General features: G+C 38.2%; 16 protein-coding genes, 3 pseudogenes and 1 riboswitch. Of the genes and pseudogenes, 6 read left to right on the top strand and 13 right to left on the bottom strand.

Translation table 11 applies throughout. From position 1 onward, the window contains the following. Both JCM12304_RS19640 and JCM12304_RS15605 read left to right on the top strand, forming a co-directional pair. Nucleotides 1-215 (top strand): hypothetical protein (locus tag JCM12304_RS19640; RefSeq protein WP_218185792.1); only part of this gene is annotated, 215 nt, incomplete at its 5' end. A gap of 558 nt (nucleotides 216-773) precedes the next feature. Further along, entirely contained in the window at nucleotides 774-1,748 is a 975-nt protein-coding gene (locus tag JCM12304_RS15605) for an N-acetylmuramoyl-L-alanine amidase family protein (RefSeq protein ID WP_060681416.1), read from the top strand. Between the two features lie 42 nt (nucleotides 1,749-1,790). Here JCM12304_RS15605 and xsc read toward each other — a convergent pair whose 3' ends face one another. The 6 genes from xsc to JCM12304_RS15580 form a co-directional block, all read right to left on the bottom strand. After that, entirely contained in the window at nucleotides 1,791-3,566 is a 1,776-nt protein-coding gene (gene xsc / locus JCM12304_RS15600; protein WP_060681414.1) for a sulfoacetaldehyde acetyltransferase, read from the bottom strand. A gap of 51 nt (nucleotides 3,567-3,617) precedes the next feature. Continuing rightward, nucleotides 3,618-4,244 carry a LysR substrate-binding domain-containing protein gene (locus JCM12304_RS15595; RefSeq protein WP_256200846.1) on the bottom strand — a complete coding sequence of 209 codons (627 nt, stop codon included), beginning with the start codon at nucleotides 4,242-4,244 and terminating at the stop codon, nucleotides 3,618-3,620. Next, entirely contained in the window at nucleotides 4,198-4,527 is a 330-nt protein-coding gene (locus tag JCM12304_RS20160; RefSeq protein WP_256200845.1) for a LysR family transcriptional regulator, read from the bottom strand. Before JCM12304_RS20160 ends, JCM12304_RS15595 begins: the two co-directional genes overlap by 47 nt. A 38-nt stretch (nucleotides 4,528-4,565) precedes the next feature. Then, nucleotides 4,566-5,921, bottom strand: coding sequence for an aminotransferase (locus tag JCM12304_RS15590; RefSeq protein ID WP_077358474.1), 1,356 nt, complete (start codon nucleotides 5,919-5,921; stop codon nucleotides 4,566-4,568). Nucleotides 5,922-5,963: 42 nt separating this feature from the next. Continuing rightward, complete coding sequence (gene ald, locus JCM12304_RS15585) at nucleotides 5,964-7,097, bottom strand: alanine dehydrogenase (RefSeq protein WP_060681410.1); 1,134 nt, start codon at nucleotides 7,095-7,097, stop codon at nucleotides 5,964-5,966. A gap of 216 nt (nucleotides 7,098-7,313) precedes the next feature. Beyond that, a complete protein-coding gene (locus JCM12304_RS15580) occupies nucleotides 7,314-8,039 on the bottom strand; it encodes a GntR family transcriptional regulator (protein ID WP_060681407.1) in 726 nt (241 codons plus the stop codon). 235 nt (nucleotides 8,040-8,274) lie between these two features. Between JCM12304_RS15580 and JCM12304_RS15575 the strand changes: the two genes are divergently transcribed. Then, nucleotides 8,275-9,111: a YitT family protein gene (locus JCM12304_RS15575; protein ID WP_060681405.1), complete on the top strand. Its 837-nt coding sequence runs from the start codon at nucleotides 8,275-8,277 to the stop codon at nucleotides 9,109-9,111. 102 nt (nucleotides 9,112-9,213) lie between these two features. On the opposite strand, the pseudogene JCM12304_RS15570 reads toward JCM12304_RS15575, so the two are convergent. From JCM12304_RS15570 to pruA, 4 genes and pseudogenes are all read right to left on the bottom strand, one after another. Beyond that, a pseudogene (locus JCM12304_RS15570) lies at nucleotides 9,214-9,935 on the bottom strand (amino acid ABC transporter ATP-binding protein). Next, nucleotides 9,932-10,591: an amino acid ABC transporter permease gene (locus tag JCM12304_RS15565; RefSeq protein ID WP_060681403.1), complete on the bottom strand. Its 660-nt coding sequence runs from the start codon at nucleotides 10,589-10,591 to the stop codon at nucleotides 9,932-9,934. Before JCM12304_RS15565 ends, JCM12304_RS15570 begins: the two are co-directional and overlap by 4 nt. Nucleotides 10,592-10,779: 188 nt before the next feature. Beyond that, nucleotides 10,780-11,571, bottom strand: a complete 792-nt coding sequence (locus JCM12304_RS15560) for a transporter substrate-binding domain-containing protein (RefSeq protein WP_019377911.1) — start codon at nucleotides 11,569-11,571, stop codon at nucleotides 10,780-10,782. Nucleotides 11,572-11,884: 313 nt separating this feature from the next. Beyond that, a pseudogene (gene pruA, locus JCM12304_RS15555) lies at nucleotides 11,885-13,431 on the bottom strand (L-glutamate gamma-semialdehyde dehydrogenase). A gap of 210 nt (nucleotides 13,432-13,641) precedes the next feature. Next, nucleotides 13,642-13,735: riboswitch (TPP riboswitch) on the top strand. Nucleotides 13,736-13,862: 127 nt separating this feature from the next. Between pruA and tenA the strand changes: the two are divergent. Continuing rightward, entirely contained in the window at nucleotides 13,863-14,561 is a 699-nt protein-coding gene (gene tenA / locus JCM12304_RS15550; protein ID WP_060681402.1) for a thiaminase II, read from the top strand. Nucleotides 14,562-14,665: 104 nt separating this feature from the next. Here the strand turns inward: tenA and JCM12304_RS15545 are convergent, their stop codons facing one another. From JCM12304_RS15545 to JCM12304_RS15535, 3 genes are all read right to left on the bottom strand, one after another. Further along, entirely contained in the window at nucleotides 14,666-16,171 is a 1,506-nt protein-coding gene (locus JCM12304_RS15545; protein WP_060681400.1) for a glycine betaine uptake BCCT transporter, read from the bottom strand. 154 nt (nucleotides 16,172-16,325) lie between these two features. Continuing rightward, nucleotides 16,326-16,904: a cysteine dioxygenase family protein gene (locus JCM12304_RS15540; RefSeq protein ID WP_060681398.1), complete on the bottom strand. Its 579-nt coding sequence runs from the start codon at nucleotides 16,902-16,904 to the stop codon at nucleotides 16,326-16,328. A 208-nt stretch (nucleotides 16,905-17,112) separates the two neighbouring features. After that, on the bottom strand, nucleotides 17,113-18,009 hold the full coding sequence (locus tag JCM12304_RS15535; protein WP_060681395.1) for a c-type cytochrome: 897 nt from the start codon (nucleotides 18,007-18,009) through the stop codon (nucleotides 17,113-17,115). A gap of 192 nt (nucleotides 18,010-18,201) precedes the next feature. Here JCM12304_RS15535 and coxB point away from each other — a divergent pair, with 192 nt between their 5' ends. Continuing rightward, nucleotides 18,202-18,897, top strand: coding sequence for a cytochrome c oxidase subunit II (gene coxB, locus JCM12304_RS15530; RefSeq protein ID WP_060681393.1), 696 nt, complete (start codon nucleotides 18,202-18,204; stop codon nucleotides 18,895-18,897). 44 nt (nucleotides 18,898-18,941) lie between these two features. Further along, nucleotides 18,942-20,392: pseudogene (locus JCM12304_RS15525) on the top strand (cbb3-type cytochrome c oxidase subunit I). The last annotated feature ends 38 nt before the right edge of the window (nucleotides 20,393-20,430 follow it).

Raw genomic sequence — 20,430 nt, 5'->3', positions numbered from 1 at the left:
CGTTGCATGCGGACGCTTTCACACCTCCGGGTACAAGCGCGACATCTGTTCGTTACCTCACAGTGTCTTCTTTGCCGCCCGGCATGGCCTCAGCCGCTTCCTCCGCTACGCTCCGTGCAGGGTCTTCGCCTCATGCTATTCCAGCAGGAGCCCCGGGCCAACAGGACGTTGGTCATGCAATCGTTGCCACAAATGTTTTCGGTGGGACGAGTTAGCGCAGTCCCAGGACGTGGCGTTCTTAGATTGCCGCCCTCCACTCCAATCAATTCGTGCATAGCATATTCTGGATCTATGTGAACGCAATTTTTCTTCGTAGATATAAATGTACATAGTAGCGAAGGGGAAATATGAAGACTCCTCGAAAATGAAAATACACATTTTCTTCGTGCGATGCCTTGCTGACGAAGCTTTCCTTGTCCTGCGGGAGGAGAGGCCTCGATGAGAACCCGGAACGCGTATAGGGGCTGGAAGGCTAAAGTCGCGACGTCCTGGGGCTGCGCATACTCGCCCCATCGAAACCCATTGTCGCAACGCCTTCATGACCAACATCGTGTTGGCCCGAGGCTCATCAGCCGCCCGCGGAAAGCGCAATATTTCCCCGTAGCGGTGATTTACGCAGCCTCTATACTCTTAGTTAAGTCGCAGTATATCTAAACTATGATATTACCACCTATCATTTCTATACTAAACTAGAAATATTTGAAAAGCAGGTATAAATCTATACTTACTTGGAGACTCTTGTATACTAACAACCTATTTATACAGGAGGAACGATGAACGTGTTAAAAAAATGTATATTAAGTAGTTTTATTCTAGTATTCTTCTTTACTATTATCCCTGCAGTCCATGCAGCTGAAGGCCAAATGTATCTTGTAGATGTAGATACTATAGAATTAAGAGATGCTCCAAAAAGCAATGCTAATGTAATAGGTAACTTAATAGAAGGCGATAAACTGACTACTTTCGAGGAACATGATGGTTGGGTAAAAACCTTTTTCCGCGGGGAGGCTGCGTGGGTACTTGAAAAGAATTTACAAGCTATCTATCTAAATGGCGAAGGAGAGCTCACCTCAGAAAAGTCTTCCCAATCATATAAAGCAATTACTTTTGAGGGTGGACTGATTAATCTACCTTCTGAAACAACAAAAATAGACTCACCCATCTTGAAATCAGCATCAATGGAGATTACTAGGAAGCAAGAAAATAATTTATCTGGTTATCATTTCATTGTAGATGCTGGACATGGCGGAAAAGACGGAGGCGCTATGGCAAAAAAGATGAAAGAAAAGGATTTGACCTTATCAACAGCAAAACTACTTGCTGAAGAGCTTAAAGAAGAGGGCGCTGCTGTCACCCTTTCCCGTAAAGATGACACCTACATTTCACTAGATAATAGAACTATCATTAGCAATACAAGTGATGCTGATGCATTTATCAGCATACATTATAATGCAAACAAAAACCCAAAAGCAGCAGGCATTAGTACCTTCTATCATTCAAGTAAGCATAGTAAACTAGCAAATAAAATTCAAAATGCTTTAGTTATAACTACGTCTATGAACGATCGAGGAACAAAGCAAGCAAACTATAAAGTATTACGAAGCAACAGAAAGCCTGCGGTACTATTGGAGCTTGGGTTTATTACAAACCCGGACGAACTAGATAAAATAAAATCGATCATCTATCAAAAAGATGCTGCGGAAGGTGTTGTTGAAGGTATTAAAAAATATTTTTTGGAGAATGACTAGCCAAAAAACTGCGCAGCCAGTTGAGCTGCGCAGTTTTTTATGTTACTTACCCCATACACCATAATCCAGATGCTTATATTTATCCAACAAACGTGTTGGCATTTTCAATGCATCTCTACGGAATGGAGGTGCCAATTGTGTTCCATCAACAAAAATATTCAAGACAGCAGGTTTTCTTTGCTCTAGGACTTCCTTTACAACAGGGCCAATATCCTCCGGCTTTTCAATTGTATAGCCAAGTGCTCCCATAGATTTAGCCACTTCCGCAAATTCAGGTGCTTCAATATCTGAACCGATAAAACGATTATCGTAATAGTCGACCTGATTTTTCTTTTCTGCAGCCCATGATTTATTATTAAATACACAAGCAATAACCGGGATGTTCTGTTCGACAGCTGTACTTACTTCATGCAAACTCATTCCCCATGCTCCATCACCAATAATTGCTGCAACTGGTGCGTCTGGCTCAGCCAATTGAGCGCCTAACGCTGCAGGATATGCGAAGCCAGTATTACCAAAAGTAAGAGCTGCAATATGACGTCGAGTCTGATTAAATTTCAAGTATGCATTTGCTGTTGATGATACGTTACCAATATCTGTAGAGATAATGGTATTTTCCGGTAAAGCTTTCGTTAGCTCGAGCAAGGCACGACGTGGGTTAATCGGATCCCCATCTTCCAACGCTAAATCAACTAGCTCCTTTTCCCACTCTTCTTTTAGTTTACTGATTTTCTGTAAACGAGAGGTATCAGATGTGGCATTTGGTAAATCTTCTTGTAGTTTTTCATATAAATCATCTGCAGTTGCCTTGGCATCGCCAATTATCCCTACCGCTACCGGGTGCGTTCTTGCAATATTTCTCGGATTAATATCTACTTGAATGATCTTAGCACTCTTTGGGAAATAATCTATGTCGTAGCATGGCAACGTACCAAATACGGATAAACGTGTACCAATTGCCAAAACGACATCTGCTTCCTGCAAGGAGTACATTGCAGACTTTGCTCCCATATAACCAATTGGTCCAACAGCAAGCGGGTGATCTGCTGGGAACGCATCATTGTGCATGTATGATACAGCAACAGGAGCAGTCAAATGCTCAGCAATTTTAGCTACCGTATCCACGCCGTCTGCATCAACAGCACCACGTCCAGAGATAATAACCGGTTTTTCAGCATTTTTCAAAAGCGAAACTGCTTCTTCAATTGCTGCCGGATCCCCACTGCCTCGCTTATCAGTACGATACTGACTTGGTTCCAAAATATAATCTTCCAACTCACCGTAGAATAAATCTCTCGGAATATCATAAAGGACCGGACCGCGTTCAGCATACGCAATACGGAATGCAGTACGAAGACAATCTGCCACACGACTTTTATGTGTAACACGTACTGTTTCCTTTGTTATATCTTCAAAAATAGAAACCTGATTCGCTTCTTGGAAACCATCCCAGCCAATTGTTGGAGTACCTGCAGAGGGAGAAATCACTACCATTGGCGTATGAGCTTGATTTGCTGCTGCAACAGATGTGACCATATTTGTGATACCAGGACCATTTTGACCAATTACAACACCAGCTGTACCGGAAACACGTGTATACGCATCTGCCATATGTGCCGCGCTCTGCTCATGGCGAACAGGTAGAAAACGGATTCCTGCTGTTGGGAATAAATCTAACATATCCATAAACGCAGATCCTACAATCCCGTACACCTCTTTTACATTTTCTTGTACTAGTGTTTCCACGATGGCCTCACTTGGGGTCATTTTCACCTTTTTGTTTACTGCTGCTTTTACTTCTGTTTGTTGTTTTGCCATTTTAAATTCCTCCTTTGTTTAACTTATTGACTCTCTTTTGAGCTGTTGCTATTAACAACTTATTAACAAACCACCATCATTCATTTGTTTCAATTCATCTATAAATAGGTCTACAGTAGATTTAAGCACTTGATCTTTTCGAAAAGCTATATAAAAATAACGATAAAAAGACAAGTCTTTTATTGGATAAGAAGTTAACAAATTTAATTGTTTCTCCTTCACAATTGCATTTTTTGATATTATGGAGACCCCCAGGCCTGATTCTACTGCTGATTTAATCGCTTCTGTACTTCCCAGCTCCATTACTACATTAAGGTCATCCATGGTGACCCCTGCCTGTTTAAGATATTGATTCACTACCGCTCTTGTTCCCGACCCTCTTTCACGAGTAATGAGCGGCACGTTTTTTAATTGCTCTAATGTAATCTCATCTTCATTATCGAAGTAATTTGGTGCAGTGATTAATATAAGCTCATCTTCCAAGAAAGGCTCAATCATAATCCGTGGGTCATCCATCGGCGTTTCTATTAAACCTACATCGATTATCTGATCCTTAATATGGGTCACAATTCTGTCTGAATTGGAAATCTCCATCCGCATTTGAATAAGTGGATATAAATCTTTAAACTTTTTAAAAAGATGGAAGAATGTATTCTCCAATTGTAAAGCTGCAGCCAATTCCAAGTTCTCCATAGGTCGTTTCTTCAATATCCTGAATTTCTTTCTTTGCAAGGTCACTAAGACGAACAATTTCTTTAGCATGTTGAAGAAGAATTTTAGCTGACTGTGTCATCTTCACCTTTTTTGTTGTTCTTTCAAATAGCTTTGTATTTAATTCCTCTTCCAATGCTTTTATCTGTGAAGTAATTGTGGGCTGAGTTACAAAAAGAATTCTCGCAGCTTCGGAAAAGCTTTTCTTTTCCGCTACTGCAATAAATGTTTTTAAGCGTTCGTAATTCAAGTGAAACCCATCCCTTCAGCTTACCTTTCTACTCATCGCTAAATGTTTCGAATTACTGAATCTACTGTTTCTACCAGGAAATCCAAGTCTTCTTCTGTACTAGTTAATGGAGGTGCAACAATAATAACGTTGTTTTGGCCTGGAACGGTATCTCCATTTCTTCCAATAATTAAACCTCTTGCTTTACAAGCTCCTACAATTTCATTCATTTTTGCATCGTCTAACGGCCGCTTGGAATCTTTGTCCGTCACCATCTCTAACCCAAGTAAAAAGCCAACTTGGCGAACTTCTCCAACATTTTCATGGTTAATTAGGTCGTGTAGTTTACCAAGTTTTGTTTTACCCAGTTCGCGAACCCGTTCCACTATGTTCTCTCTTTCAATGATCTCAATGTTCTTAAGTGCTACAGCGCATGCTGCCGGGTGACCGCCATATGTGGATACATGACGAAAATGATTGTCTTTACCTGCTTCTTTAAATGCTTCATAGATGTCTGATTTAACAGCTGTAGCTCCTAGTGGCAGGTATCCACTAGTTAATCCTTTTGCCATTGTTACAATATCCGGCTGAACGCCTTCAGCATGTTTGAAACCAAACATTTCCCCTGTGCGGCCATACCCTGAGACAACCTCATCCATAATCAGCAAGACATTGTAACGTTTACATATTTCAGCAATACGCTGAATGTATTTCATTGATGGAATAATTACCCCTCCACCCGAAATAAACGGTTCCATAATAAATGCTGCTACGGTTTCTTCCCCTTCCCAATTAATCATTTCTTCAACTAACTGTGCAGCCTTCAAATCGGATTCTTCTGGGTCTCCTCCAAAAATCGAACGATAACTATATGGTGGATACACATGTAAAAATCCGGGTATTCCTGGATCATATTTCACCCTGCGATTTGCCTGTGCAGTCGCACTTAATGCACCCAAAGTAGAACCGTGGTATGCCCGATAACGGGAAATAAATTTAAACTTTCCTGGATTACCTGTTTGGTTATGATATTGTCTTACAATTTTAAATGCAGTCTCATTTGCTTCTGAACCACTATTTGAGAAAAACGTCTGGTAATCTGCACCCAACAATTCGCTAATTTTGCTTGCTAATTTAATTGCAGGCTGGTGACTCATCGTTAAAGGAAAATAAGAGAGATTTTTCATTTGCTCTGCTGCAGCATCCACGATCTCTTGTTGACCATGCCCCAAATTTAAGCACCAAAGTCCAGATACGCCATCCAAGTATTTATTTCCTGCCTCGTCAGTGAACCATGCGCCTTCTCCCTTTGCCGCTACTGTTTGCAGTGCATCTGGGTTAAACCGATGCATCGCATTCCATAAACGCGGGGTCTCTACCCCTACTCCTGTGTTCATTTCGGATTCTGTCTTCATCATTAACTCCTCCATTCTCGTAAAATGATAAAAAACAATTCTTTAATACGATGCAACCGGGTTTGTCAAAGCTTCAGCCAGTGGAGTGTATTCTTTGGTGAAAGCATTGGCAATTGTTTCATGCGTAATCATACCTGCATGCGTATTAACACCTTTGGCAAATGCCGGATTTGCTTCTGTTGCTTTCTTTAATCCTTTATTCGCTAGAAACACACCAAATTGACTTGTATTGTTCGTTAGAGATAAAGTGGCTGTTCGTGCTACCGCTCCTGGCATATTCGCAACAGCATAATGAAGCACCCCATGTTTCTTGTAGATAGGATCATCGTGAGTCGTCACACGATCAATTGTCTCAATAGAACCTCCTTGGTCAACCGCTACATCAATAATGACTGAACCTGGCATCATTTCTTTCACCATTTCTTCTGATACAAGCTGCGGCGCCTTCGCACCAGGGATTAGCACAGCTCCGACAAGGAGATCTGCCTCTTTTACCGCGTTTCTAATATTAAGAGGATTCGACATCAATGTGGTTACCGCTCCGCCAAATAGATCGTCAAGCTCTCGAAGCCTATTGGCATTAATATCAATGATAGTAACCTTTGCTCGTAATCCAAGTGCCATCTTGGCTGCATTGGTACCGACCGCTCCTCCGCCAATAATTACTACATTTCCTGGTTGAACTCCAGGAACGCCACCTAAGAGTATTCCTTTTCCACCTTTGACATTTTCTAAATATTGCGCCCCTATCTGCACAGCCATTCTTCCTGCTATCTCGCTCATCGGGGCTAATAATGGCAGGGATCGGTCACTGTTCTGTATTGTTTCATAAGCAATTGCTGTCACTTTGTTCTTAAGTAGCTGTTCGGTTAATTCAGGTTCTGCTGCAAGATGAAGATATGTGAATAGAATAAGTCCTTCACGCAAGTATTGAAATTCTTGAGGCTGTGGCTCCTTTACTTTCATTACCATTTCAGCAGCCCACGCTTCTGCCGCTGAAGATACAATAGTAGCACCAGCAGCTTTATATTCTTCATTAAGGAAACCGCTTTCATTTCCTGCAGAATTTTCAATTAGGACTGTGTGTCCGGCATTAACAAACGCAGTTACACCTGATGGAGTAAGAGCAACCCGCCGTTCATTATTTTTTACCTCACGCGGAACACCAACGATCATATTAATCCCTCCTACATTCGTAATTAACCACTACAATAAACCTTCCAAGCTATGCTTACATCGTGACGTCCGTACCAGTTATGTTGTAGTAGATTACTTAAAGTATATGGGATGGTTAAAAATATTTCAATATATTTTATAAATTCTAACATTTAAAAATATAATAAGACATATTTAAATCCTTTATGAATGTTTTACATGCTCTACCTTTTAAGATCAAGAGCCAAGTTTTCTTGAAAGATTAATTTTAAAATTATACATATCGCTTCTGTAAAAAGCCTCTTCAACTTCAATTACATCTCGGGTAGCGCCTTTTATTATGCGTTCTGCAATTAATGCTTGACCATGAGATGGGATCCTTAAATATTGCTTATCTTCTTCAAACAGTTCACCACTGCGGATCGTCTGAGACGCTTCTGCGAAGTTCATACCTAACTCATTTTCCAATAAATCGTATAAAGTTGCATTATCCAAGTCATGTTCTATGAGTTTTTCTCCAATACTGACAGGATAATAGTGTCTCTCAATACCGATTGCAATATCGTCAGCATAACGTAGTCGTTTTATAAAATATGCTTCTGAAAATCCTGTTTTTTCTTGAATGTAAGCAGGTGGTATTGTTCTGTAATGGGTAATTAACTTAGCTCCCGGTCTCATTCCCATTTGATGAATAGTTTCTGTCGTACTACTTAAATTGCCAAGCCATTCATGAATAGGTTTAAACGATACAAAGGTGCCCTTTCCATGTCTTTTCTCTAAAACTCCTTCACGTACCAGCAAATTAATAGCCTCTCGAACTGTACTCCTACTCACATTATATTCTTCCATAAATTGCCGCTCGCTAGGGATTTGATCAGAATAAACCCCATTGCTTATCTTATATTCAATAGATGATTTTAGTTGTATATGTAGTGGTAATGAACTGTTGAAGTCAAGTGTCACCTAAAATTTCCTCCTAATTGTTTGGTTATCTGTTATTCTAGCAAATAATAAAGAAAATTGTAATTTTCTTTATTATATTTGTTGTTTATGAAAGAATTCCAATCTTTAATAGACTAAAAGAACATTAAGGTTGACTGGTGCACTTAAGCTTGTATTAGTAGGTGACTTTTATTATGTATTTATTTTCACAGTTTTACTTTTTTAGTGTAGAATATGTCACGTAGGAGGTCGATTTATGCAAAAAGTAATAAAAGACATGTTTCTTATTGTTTCAGGTTCATTAATCTTCGCACTCGGTATTAATTATTTTGCGATACCAAATAACCTTTCCGAAGGCGGCATTATTGGTATATCCATTGTTACCTATTATCTCTTTGAATGGTCACCAGGGTTGGTAAACTTTGTGATTAACGCAATATTGTTGCTCGTTGGTTATCGATTTTTTGATCATCGTGTAATGATATATACGATTGTTGCGATTATCTTTTCATCCGGATTTCTTCACTTCACCTCCGGCGTGGGGAGTGAAATAAATGGAGATACGCTGTTAGCAGCCCTCTTCGCAGGTGGTACGGTAGGTCTTGGTCTTGGTATGATCTTCCGAACTGGCGGTACCTCAGGTGGAACGGCCATTATTGTTCGAATATTAAGCAGATATCTAGGTTGGAGCATGGGAAAAGGAATGCTTGTTATAGATATTCTCGTAATTGCCGGTTCCGCTTTTGTAATCGGGCAAGAAAAAGCAATGTACACACTAATTGCCGTTTATATTGGTGCTAAGGTTATTGATGTCGTTGTTGAAGGCGCAAATGAACGAACTTCCGTTTTAATTATTTCTAAGCATCCTGATAAAGTTTTAGAAGCAGTTACGCAAAATATGGCTAGAGGAATTACTATTCTTGAAGGAAGAGGCGGATATACAAATCGGAATAAAGAAGTACTTTATCTCGTTATTAATAAACAGGAGATTGTTAAGTTCAGAAAAATCATCGAAGAAATTGATGAAGATGCCTATGTCACCGTCCATACCGTTCAAGAAATATTACGAAAAGGCTATAAAGGAGCTAAATAGCATAATGCTTTGTTCAACACAGTAAGCTGCATGTTTTTATCAATGACTTGATAACGCATGCAGCTCTCCTATTTATCTACTACATTGGACAAACGAAACTTGCTATAAGATTTTATTTAAAAAGTCCTGTGTTCGTTCAGATTGTGGTTGGTTAAAAATTTGCTCTGGATCGCCTTCTTCTACAATGACCCCGCCATCCATAAAAAGAACACGGTCTCCCACTTCTCTCGCAAAACCCATTTCATGTGTAACTACTACCATAGTCATTCCTTCATGTGCCAACTGCTTCATAACCTCGAGCACTTCTCCCACCAATTCGGGATCCAACGCTGAAGTTGCTCATCAAAAAGCATAATCTTGGGTTCCATCGCAAGTGCTCTCGCAATTGCTACCCTTTGCTGCTGTCCTCCAGATAATTGACCTGGATACATAGTGGCTTTATCATTCAAACCAACCTTATCCAATAAACCAAGTGCACGTTTCTTAGCTTCTTCGTGACTTATTTTTCTAACCTTTTTTGGTGCGAGCATGATATTCTCCAAAACCGATTTATGGGGAAATAGATTAAATTGCTGAAAGACCATGCCAACTTCCGTACGAATTTTGTTTATATCTGTTTGTGGAGCGACCAAGTTGCTTCCATCAATAATTACATCTCCTTCTGTCACTTCCTCCAATAAATTCAAGCAGCGTAAAAAGGTACTTTTCCCTGACCCACTGGGACCAATTACACAAACAACCTCCTGTTGTTTAATAAAACAATCTATTCCTTTCAATACTTCTAAATCACCAAATTTTTTATGTAAATTCTTAATCTCTATCATGTCGTCAACCTTCTTTCTACATACCTTAATACAACAGATAAACTCAAGGTAATCGCAAGGTAGAATAACGCTACCGTGGTATAAATTTCAACAGCATTAAAATGATTTGCCGCAATCAACCGCCCTTGAAATATTAGTTCAGGAACAAGGATGACAGATAGTAATGAGGTATCCTTTATACTGATAATGAATTGATTACCTAGTGGTGGTATCATTCTTTTAAATGCTTGTGGCCATACGATGTAACGCATCGTTTGACCTTGATTTAATCCAAGCGATCTTCCAGCTTCCATTTGTCCTTTCTCAATAGAATCTACTGCACCACGGACAATCTCAGCGATATATGCACCTGAATTTAGAGCGATAACAATGACCCCTGCAGTAATGGAGCCTAAGTTTTGTCCAATAATTAATGGTAATGCAAAGAAAATCCAGATCGCCTGTACCAATACCGGCGTTCCTCGAATCACTTCCACATATACAGTTGAAAGTCCATAAACCAATTTATTCTTGGAAATTCTTCCAATACCAAAGATTGCCCCTAATATAAAACCAATAAGCAATCCTAGAACGGAGATTAGTAAGGTATAGTACAACCCTATCCCCAGTTCTGGTAAAAAATCTATAACACCTGCCCAATCAAACCTACCTAACATGCTTTCACCTCTTCAATGTATACTGTACTAAATTAATTTCTATCTCATACTAGTCATCTTTTGCTAAAATAATATTTAGCTGAAGCGTTATAATAAAAAGTTCCCTGGCAAAATTCTACAAATCACTTATATTTATAAATTAGAAAAGGGTGTAACATCAGGCTAGTTACACCCTCTTAAGTAAAGTGTTATTCAGGCTTCTCTCCAAACCATTTTTCATAAAGCTCATCATATTTTCCATTTTCCTTTAATGTGGCAAGTGCATCATCAATAGCAGCTACTAGCTCATCATTTCCTTTTGAAATAGCAATTCCATAGTCTTCTGCTTGGTACAAGTCTCCAACAACTTTTAATCCGTCGCCCTTTGTCTTAATATAGTAGGCGACATTCGGAGCGTCATAAAGAACAGCATCCGCGCTTCCATTTTCAACAGCCATATATGCTTGATCCAGTTGTTCAAATTGACTTGCTTCTGCGCCTTTTATGTTATCAGCAATATATGCAGCACTTGTTGAACCCAACCTTGTTGCAATTGTCTTTCCTTCTAAATCTTCAATACCCTTTATGTCCTCATTTTCTTCCCGCACCCCAATACTCAGTCCGGATTGGTAATACGGTTCACTATAATCAATCTTTTTAGCACGTTCATCTGTAATACTAATTCCCGCGATTGCGATATCAAATTGTCCTGTTTGCAAGCCAGGAATGATACCATCAAAATTTGTTGTTTCCATATTAATTTTAAATCCTGCCTCATCAGCAATTGCATTGATCAGATCAATGTCAAAGCCAACATATTCTCCATCCTCTTTAAACTCAAAAGGAACGAAGGAAGTATCACTTACTACGGTATATTCCTCTTTTAATTCTGATTTCCCCTCTCCATCTGCTTTTTCTTCAGCTCCGCAAGCTGCAAGCACCAATATCAAAAGTGCTGTGAGCAGAAATGTAGAGATTAATCTCCAGTTCTTATTAATCATTATTTAGTTGCCCCCTCTTTTCTGGTTAATCTGCACTAATACCATTTTAGTTTATCAAATATTGATTTTTTAGAAAAATTCGGTTTATTAGCAATAAACGTGAATACTGGTCTTTTACAAGGCCTTGACCCATTAATATGTTGAAATTCTTTTATATAGTACGTTTTACTTCCGAATACTGAAAATTTATACAATTATTTAATAATAAAATTCATATATGATGAATATAGTCAAAAGCTTAAAGTTTATAAAACAAAAGAAGACCTATCCTTTTTGAGAATAGGCCTTCTAGATCGATATTTAATTTCCTCGTTTAGAACATTTCAGAAACTGTTTTAGCATTCAAGAATTGCGGAAGATAATCTGGTCCACCTGCTTTTCCATTTGTTCCTGACATTTTGAATCCGCCGAATGGCTGATATCCAACGATAGCTGCAGTACAACCACGATTGAAATATAAATTTCCAACCTGAAATTCATAGCGAGCGCGATCCAGATGTTTACGATTATTGGATATAACTGCGCCTGTTAAGGCATACTCGGTATTATTAGCAATCTCAAGCATTTCATCAAAGTCTTTGGCTTTGGCGAATGCGACCACTGGACCAAATATTTCCTCTTGCATAATTCTGGCTGTTGGATCAACATCTTTAAAAATGGTTGGATAAATGTAATATCCTTCGGAGTCATCCGTCTCGCCACCATATGCAAGCTCGCCCTCGCTTTTACCAATATCAATGTAGTTTTTTATCTTATCAAACTGTTTTTGATTGATTACTGCACTCATAAATACGTCTTTTTCAGCAGCATTTCCTACTGTAATCTCTTTTGTTTTTTCGATTGCCATTTCGAGCACTTTATCATAAACAGCCTCATGAATAACAGCTCTTGAACAAGCAGAACATTTTTGGCCTTGAAAGCCGAAAGCAGATTGTACGATAGAATCTGCAGCAAGTTCAAGGTCAGCATTCTCATCGACAATAATTGTGTCCTTACCGCCCATTTCAGCTACAACACGCTTCAGAAAATCTTGGCCTTCTTGAACTTTAGAAGCCCGTTCTATAATTCGTGTCCCTGTTGCCCGGGATCCCGTGAAATTAATGAATCTCGTTTTTGGATGATCCACAAGATAATCCCCAATATCAGAAGGATCACCTGGCACAAAATTTACTGCTCCATCCGGCACGCCGGCTTCAACTAATGCCTCAATTAGCTTATATGCAATCACAGGTGTATTTTCTGAAGGCTTTAATAGCACCGTGTTTCCAGCCACTAATGGGCCAACTGTCGTTCCACATACAATAGCAAAAGCAAAGTTCCATGGCGGAATAGCTACACCTGGACCAAGTGGTTGATAGAAATAGCTGTTATTTTCATTTGGTCTATCTTCCATTGGCTTTCCTTTCGCTAATTCAATCATTTCTCTGGCATAGTATTCAAGAAAGTCGATGCCTTCTGCCACATCTGCATCTGCTTGTCCCCAAGGCTTACCTGCGTCATATACAAGAGTGGCAGCAAATTCAAACTTTCTTTTTCTTACAATGGCTGCGGTGCGGAACATTACCTCGCTCGAGCCTCTGCACTCCAATTACCCCAATCTTTAAATGCTTCTTCTGCTGCTTCCATTGCTTGCTCGACATGTTTTTTCGTAGCCATAGAAGCTTTTCCAATTACCTGATCCTTCTTAGCAGGATTGACGGAAGTAATTTTATCGTCCGTATACACTTTTTCGCCCTTAATAACAAGAGGTATTTCTTTACCTAATTGTTCTTCAACGCTTTTTAACGCTTGGCGAAAATCCTTTCGATTTGTTTCTTCATTAAAATTAGTAAAAGGTTCATGTTTAAATGGTAAAACCATCTTTTACCTCCTCTAGTTAAATAAAATATGTCATTTGCTGTTCATGCTCAACTTTATTAACAGCAAGCACAACAAATAATCATTATAGTAAACGGTTCCCATCAAAAGTTTATCTAAAACGTTTTCATTTAATTTTAAAATTACATAACTATTCCGATAAGTAAGTTGACTTTAATTTTTTATATGATATGCTACATTTGTATTAACTATTATTTCTGCTAGGGGAGCCTATGATGGCTGAGAATGAAGACCCTTGGAACCTGAACTGGTTAACACCAGCGGAGGGAAGTGGAAAAATGCTTATTCTTGCAATCAATTTATTTTTTGAGTTGAAGATATTGTCTTAAAGCACTCTTGAATTAATTGACGCTTGCTTAAGTTCATCCGTTCCCTCCTCAATCAGCCAGAAATTAAAAAGAGGAGGATTTTTTATGCAATTTACCGACACATTACGGGAAGCAACTGAGAAAAGCTGGGAGCAAAGCTTAAATCATCCATTTGTAAAAGGAATTGTGGATGGTGACTTACCGCTGGAAACTTTTAAATACTACATTCTTCAAGATATCTATTACTTGAAGCATTTTGGAAAAGTGCATGCTATGGCTGCAGCTCAGGCTGAGGATTTTCATGTAACCGCAATGCTTGCTGAAAAAGCTAAAAGTACGGCACAAGCTGAGCTAACTGTTCATAAAGCGCATGCAGAAATCCTTAATATTAATGAAAAAGATACTGAAAATTTTAAACCTGCTCCTACAGCTTATGGATATACTGCACACTTATATCGAGCAGCTCTTTCAGGCAGCCTTGGACAAACCGTTGCCGCACTCTTACCTTGTTATTGGTTATATGCGGATATTGGCAAAACCTATAAAGACGCCAAACCAAAAGAGAAAATATATCAGAATTGGATTAATACGTATGCCGACGATTGGTTTCACACCTCTACTCAAGAGCAAATCGATCTACTAAATTCTATAGCCGAAAAATCCAGCGAGAGTGAAAAAGAGAAGATGAAAGAACAATTTGTTATTGCTAAGGAGTACGAATTGGCTTTCTGGGAAATGGCCTATACAAAGGAACAATGGTTTTCTGACAGACAATGGCATGCAACTGTTTCCCATAATAATTAATAAACGTAGTTAGTTCTCCATATAAAATTATTCAATATAATAAAGCGATCTATCGTTAAGATAGATCGCTTTATTGGGTATATACTTTTCTTGTTTAGTCAGTATTAATTTTTCTTTTTCTTCGTTATTTCTAATTGCTTTGCTTCATCAGATAAGGATTTAAATAAACTGACGATCATTAAGGCCATAATAACCGAAAATGGTAAAGCTGCGATAATCATCATATTTTGAAGTGCTTGTAATCCTCCAGAATATAAAAGAACGAGCGAAGCAGCTGATAGTAATACACCCCACACAATTTTAATCTGATTACTCGGCGAATGAGAACCATTTGTTGTCATCATCCCAAGCACAAATGTACCAGAGTCTGCAGACGTAATGAAGAAAGTAGCTACCAACAGCATTGCAATAATAGAAGCAATTAAGCCTGCTGGGTAATGTTCAAACATACCGAACAAAACCTCTTCTGTTGCAAGTGATGAAATCTTTGCTAAACCTGAATTTTCAACCTTGATGGCAGCACCACCAAATGCAGCAAACCAGAAAAAGCTCACAATTGAAGGAACGAACAATACATTTAATATAAATTCACGTATCGATCTTCCTCTTGAAACTCTGGCAATAAACACTCCAACAAATGGAGACCAAGAGATCCACCATGTCCAGTAAAAAATAGTCCAATCATTAATCCACTGATGAATATCCGTATCAAGTGGAGCAATTCGAAAACTCATTTTCGGTAATGATTGAAGATACGTACCTATTGTATCCGTAAATAAATTTAGAATGAAAATGGTTGGGCCAAATATAAAAATAAGTAGAAGCAAAATCGTAGCAAGCCCCATATTGGCATTACTTAAATATTTTATCCCTTTTCCAAGACCTGACCAAGCAGAGATCATAAACAGAACGGTTACGATAGCTATAATTATAAATTGAACGCCAATATTTACAGGGATGTCATAAAGAAAAGATAACCCCCCATTTATTTGTACCGCTCCAAAGCCTAAAGTTGTTGCAACACCAAGTACAGTAGCGACTACAGCAATAATATCCACCACTCTACCAGTCGTTCCTTTTACTCTATCTCCTAAAACAGGACGTAATGTAGCACTAATTAAACCAGGCTCATCCTTTCTAAAATTGAAATAGGCTAACACTAATGCTACTATCCCATAAATACTCCATGCATGAATACCCCAATGGAAAAACGTAAACCGTAAAGCATCCTTAATAGCCTGATTCGTGCCGGTCTCTCCAGTAGGTGAACTGAGAGCGTAATGGCTAAGTGGTTCCGCACTACCATAGAAAACCAATCCAATACCCATTCCAGCACTAAATAACATAGCTATCCATGTTGGCCGGGAGAATTCAGGTTTTTCATCTGGCTTTCCTAATTTTATCTTACCCACAGGACTAATTAATAGAAATATACATACTAACGTAATGGCCGTAACAATTATCAAATAATACCAGCCAAAAGATGTGGCAATAAAAGATTTGATATTTGTTGTTACTGTTTGAAAGGCTTCTGGCATAATAGCCCCGATAATAACCATTACTGCAATGATGGAGGCAGATATATAAAAGACTGATGTAGCTCTTTTCATTACTATCTCTCCTTTCCGACGAATAAAGTTTTAATTATTTTCCTCCAGTATTCACAAAATATGTATAGATGCTATTTTGTGAATTAAGCAACTGTTTCAGTTTATAGTTAAAAATAAAGGCAGACAAGTAATATGTCTTATCTGCCAAACATTCCTAATATTCTTTTGTATAACCAACCTCTACCCATTTCACCTTATACGACTGATCATTCTGCAGTTGAAATATACGAAATTTATTAAGCTGTTTTCCATATACATGAATGGTCACCGCCATTTTTTCCCCAACAGATTCAAGTATATGACAATCTGCAGGTGGTAATAATTCACCGGTACTTTGCTCGTTTAGACGTACCGTGCCAGCGGGGATCAATTTCACAAATTCGTCTTCTTCCCTCTCCTCCCGCACGAAATTTTTGACTTTCATCATACCGGTCACTACCCCCTCTACTCCCCATGTACCATCATGATCATGAAGAGGAGTTTTTTGACCGGATTTCCATCCTAATGCCAAAACTTCAAAACGATTCTCAGGGTCACGATATAAAGAATGTCTTGTATAACCATCTTCATCTAATTGGTAAACAGATTTAGGCAACCAACTATCTGTTTTTATTAGTTCACCGACTAATTCTTCTGCTTTTTCCACAATTGTCGCTTCTTTTGTATTTCCTTCTACTAGCTTTGTGATATCCTGTACAAAATCATTCAAGCTATACGGTTCTAATGTGGTCACAATTTCGCACTCCCTGTAGGTATTAAATTTTTGTAAGTAAAACAATTGTTGTCAAAAGTTGACTGATAGCATCGTTATCTTACAAGTTACTACCTTTAGGTTCTATTAAATAAGAAGAAAAATCAATACTTTCGAGAAAGTTTATAAATTATTTATTATCTTAACTCTTAAGGTTAGTTACAAAAATAAAACATTATCAATAAAAAAATTAATTTTGTTTCTTTTCTTTAGGTACAATAACATCTAGACTGGTCCAGTCAAAGTTTCCATTTCTGATTTTGTCTCTGCGGTCTTTCGTTATATAAGAACGACTTGGATCAAGATGATAATCTGTCAATTCCTCAGGATCACCTGATGGCCGTTCATGTGACAGAAGAAATGCTGCGATATCTGCTGCCTCCTGATCTGTTAAGGTCCCTTCCATCCCCTTTGGCATGTTGTTTTGAATAAATCCGGTCGCCTTTTCAATTTTTGTCATACCTGCTGCTTCATTAAATGATCCTTCTCCCCATAACGCAGGACCTGTGTGGTCACTTGTTCCAGAACCATCTGTAGCATGACAGGATACACAATTTTTCTCTACAAACAATCTTGCCCCATTAGTAAGATCTGGCTCAGGTACTTTCTTTTTATCATTATTCATTCTCCATGTAATGTCCTTTTTTGATTCAACATCTTTGGATATAAATTCAAAATAAGCAACCATTGCTTTCATTTCTTTACTGTCTTCATCTAATTTATCACCGTTCATACTGCGAACAAAGCAACCGTTTATTCTATCTTCAATCGTAGTCAGCTTGCCTCTCCGCATTTCAGGAAACTTCTTAGTAATACCAACCATCGGAGAGTTCGGGGCAAGACCGCCATCTCCATGACAACTTAAACAAGAAAGCTCATTTCCTACATGATCTGGTACCACTGCCTTAGTATCATCAAAAATTTCTTTACCATAAATTATGTCACTATTTTGATCCAGCTGGCTTAACTCCTCACGTATTTGGTTTGCGTCATACATTTCCCCTTCACTCCGAGCCTGATCACTACATGCGACAGTTAGTAATGTTAATGAAATAAATAATAGCCAAACATATTTTTCCTTAAACACACATATTCCTCCTTCCTTGCCAAAGTACTATTTTACCAATACCCAACTCATTCTGTTTACTAACATATATTTGGATGTATTGATCAAAATAACTGCTCAAAGTATTCTAACGTTTAATTTTCAAACAACAAGGGTAGGGATTTAGAGCGCAAAATTATTTTGTAAATACATATCGGAAGGGAGCAAAGTTTAATGAAGAAAATAGCTATACTTCCTTTTATAATGTTGCTTGCAGGCTGCCAGAGTATCACGGTACTCGATCCCAAAAGCTCTACCGGGAAAGAACAGGCTTACTTAATTTGGTTCAGTTTAGCAATAATGGTAATTGTTTTGCTTGTTGTTTTTATTCTGTTTACCCGGTTTGTGATCAGATATCGGTATACAGAAAAAAAGGCAGAATATATACCTCAAGACGTAAAAGGAAACTTAAAATATGAATTAACCTGGACAATCGTCCCATTTTTATTGCTTGCTGTTCTTGCCGTTCCAACATTAAAAATCACTTTTGATCAATCACCTGAGATGGCAGCCGAAGCAAATACAAATGGCGTTCATATTAACGTTACTGCGGAGCAATTCCGGTGGACGTTTGAACACAAAAATAGTAAAACAGTCCATAATGAATTAATTATTCCTGAAAATAAGGATATTGTATTTCATCTTTCATCAAAGGATGTAATCCATTCTTTTTGGATACCTGAACTGGCAGGAAAAGTAGATGTTATCCCGAACAAGGAACTTATATACGTGATTAAAAACGCAGAGATAGGCGAATATGATGGAAAATGTGCAGAGTTTTGTGGTATTCAACACGCGAATATGACATTTGATGTGAAGGTTGTTTCATTAGATGAATATAACCAATATCTTAAACAATCAAGCAATTAAAAAGAAGCACAGTAACATAAATGGATTAGTAAGGAGTGTGAGGCATGAATCTATCAATCTTTGGTAAATCACTATTTATTCCATCTGATGTTATAGCCGCATGGGTTTTTACCATTATCATGGGTGGCATTGTTTTAATTTCTATCTTTAAATATAAGAAGTTGCCTGTCATTTGGGAATTTATGCGTACAACAAATCATCGCAAAATCGGTACTCTATACATACTATTTGGCTTCATATTTTTCCTTAGGGCCGGAATAGATGCTTTGTTTATTCGTTCTCAACTTGCTGTACCTAATAACGACTTCTGGGTTTTTCAATTTCAGAAATATAATGAAGTATTTACAACCCACGGCACTATGATGATTTTTTTTGCAGCAACTCCCATGTTATTGGGGTTAATGAACATTGCTGTACCATTACAAATTGGAGCTCGTGATTTGGCCTTTCCATTTTTAAATGCGGTTGGATTCTGGCTATTTTTTACAGGGGGGATGCTGTTTAATATTGCATTCTTTTTAAATAGTGCACCTGCAATAGGCTGGACAGGGTATGCACCGTTATCAACTTCTCTTTTTACCCCAGGAGTTGGATCAGACTTTTATGTTTTCAGTTTACAAATTTCCGGGTTAGGGACCATTTTTACAGCATTAAATTTAATAGTAACGATTGTAAGATTGCGCGCACCTGGCATGAAATTTACCAGAATGCCTTTATTTACGTGGGCCACACTGATTACAGCATTCTTAATTCTTGTTGCATTTACAGTTTTGGCTATTGGTCTCTATTTACTCATGTTTGATCGCATGTTTGGAACAAAGTTTTTCCACGGGCCTGATGGTGATCCTGTGTATTGGCAGCATTTATTTTGGATTTTTGGTCATCCTGAAGTGTATATACTTGCATTGCCGGCATTTGGTATTTTCTCAGATATCATTTCAACATTTTCAAAGAAGCGCGTTTTTGGTTATCCAGCAATGGTCCTTTCCATTGTTCTAATTGGATTCTTATCCTTTATGGTTTGGGTTCATCATATGTTTACCGTTGGTCTGGGTCCTGTTACAAATACAATATTTGCGATTACCACCATGCAATTGCCGTACCAACTGGGATTAAAATATTTAATTGGCTATTTACAATGCGAGGTGGTGTAATAAGATTTACCACTCCCATGCTGTTCTCCTTAGGATTTATTCCTTCTTTTGTTATGGGGGGAGTAACTGGTGTTATGCTGTCAGTTTCAGCAGCTGATTTTCAGTTTCACGATTCACATTTTGTTGTTGCTCATTTTCACTATGTAATTATCGCCTCAACTATCTTGGGAATCTTTGCAGGCATCTATTACTATTATCCTAAAATCACTGGTTTGGTGCTTGATGATAAACTCGGAAAATGGCATTTCTGGCTATTTATTATTGGGTTTCATCTAACCTTCTTTCCAATGCATATCTCCGGATTGAATGGTATGCCTCGAAGGTTTATACGTTTAGAGTAGGAGAGGGCTTAGAAATCACCAATTTATTAAGTACAATA

It is taken from the genome of Virgibacillus halodenitrificans JCM 12304 (genome assembly GCF_001310895.1).
Lineage (GTDB): Bacteria > Bacillota > Bacilli > Bacillales > Amphibacillaceae > Virgibacillus_Q > Virgibacillus_Q halodenitrificans.
The sequence above is the reverse complement of the archived record's forward strand: the minus strand, read 5'-3'. Positions and strand labels throughout refer to the sequence as shown.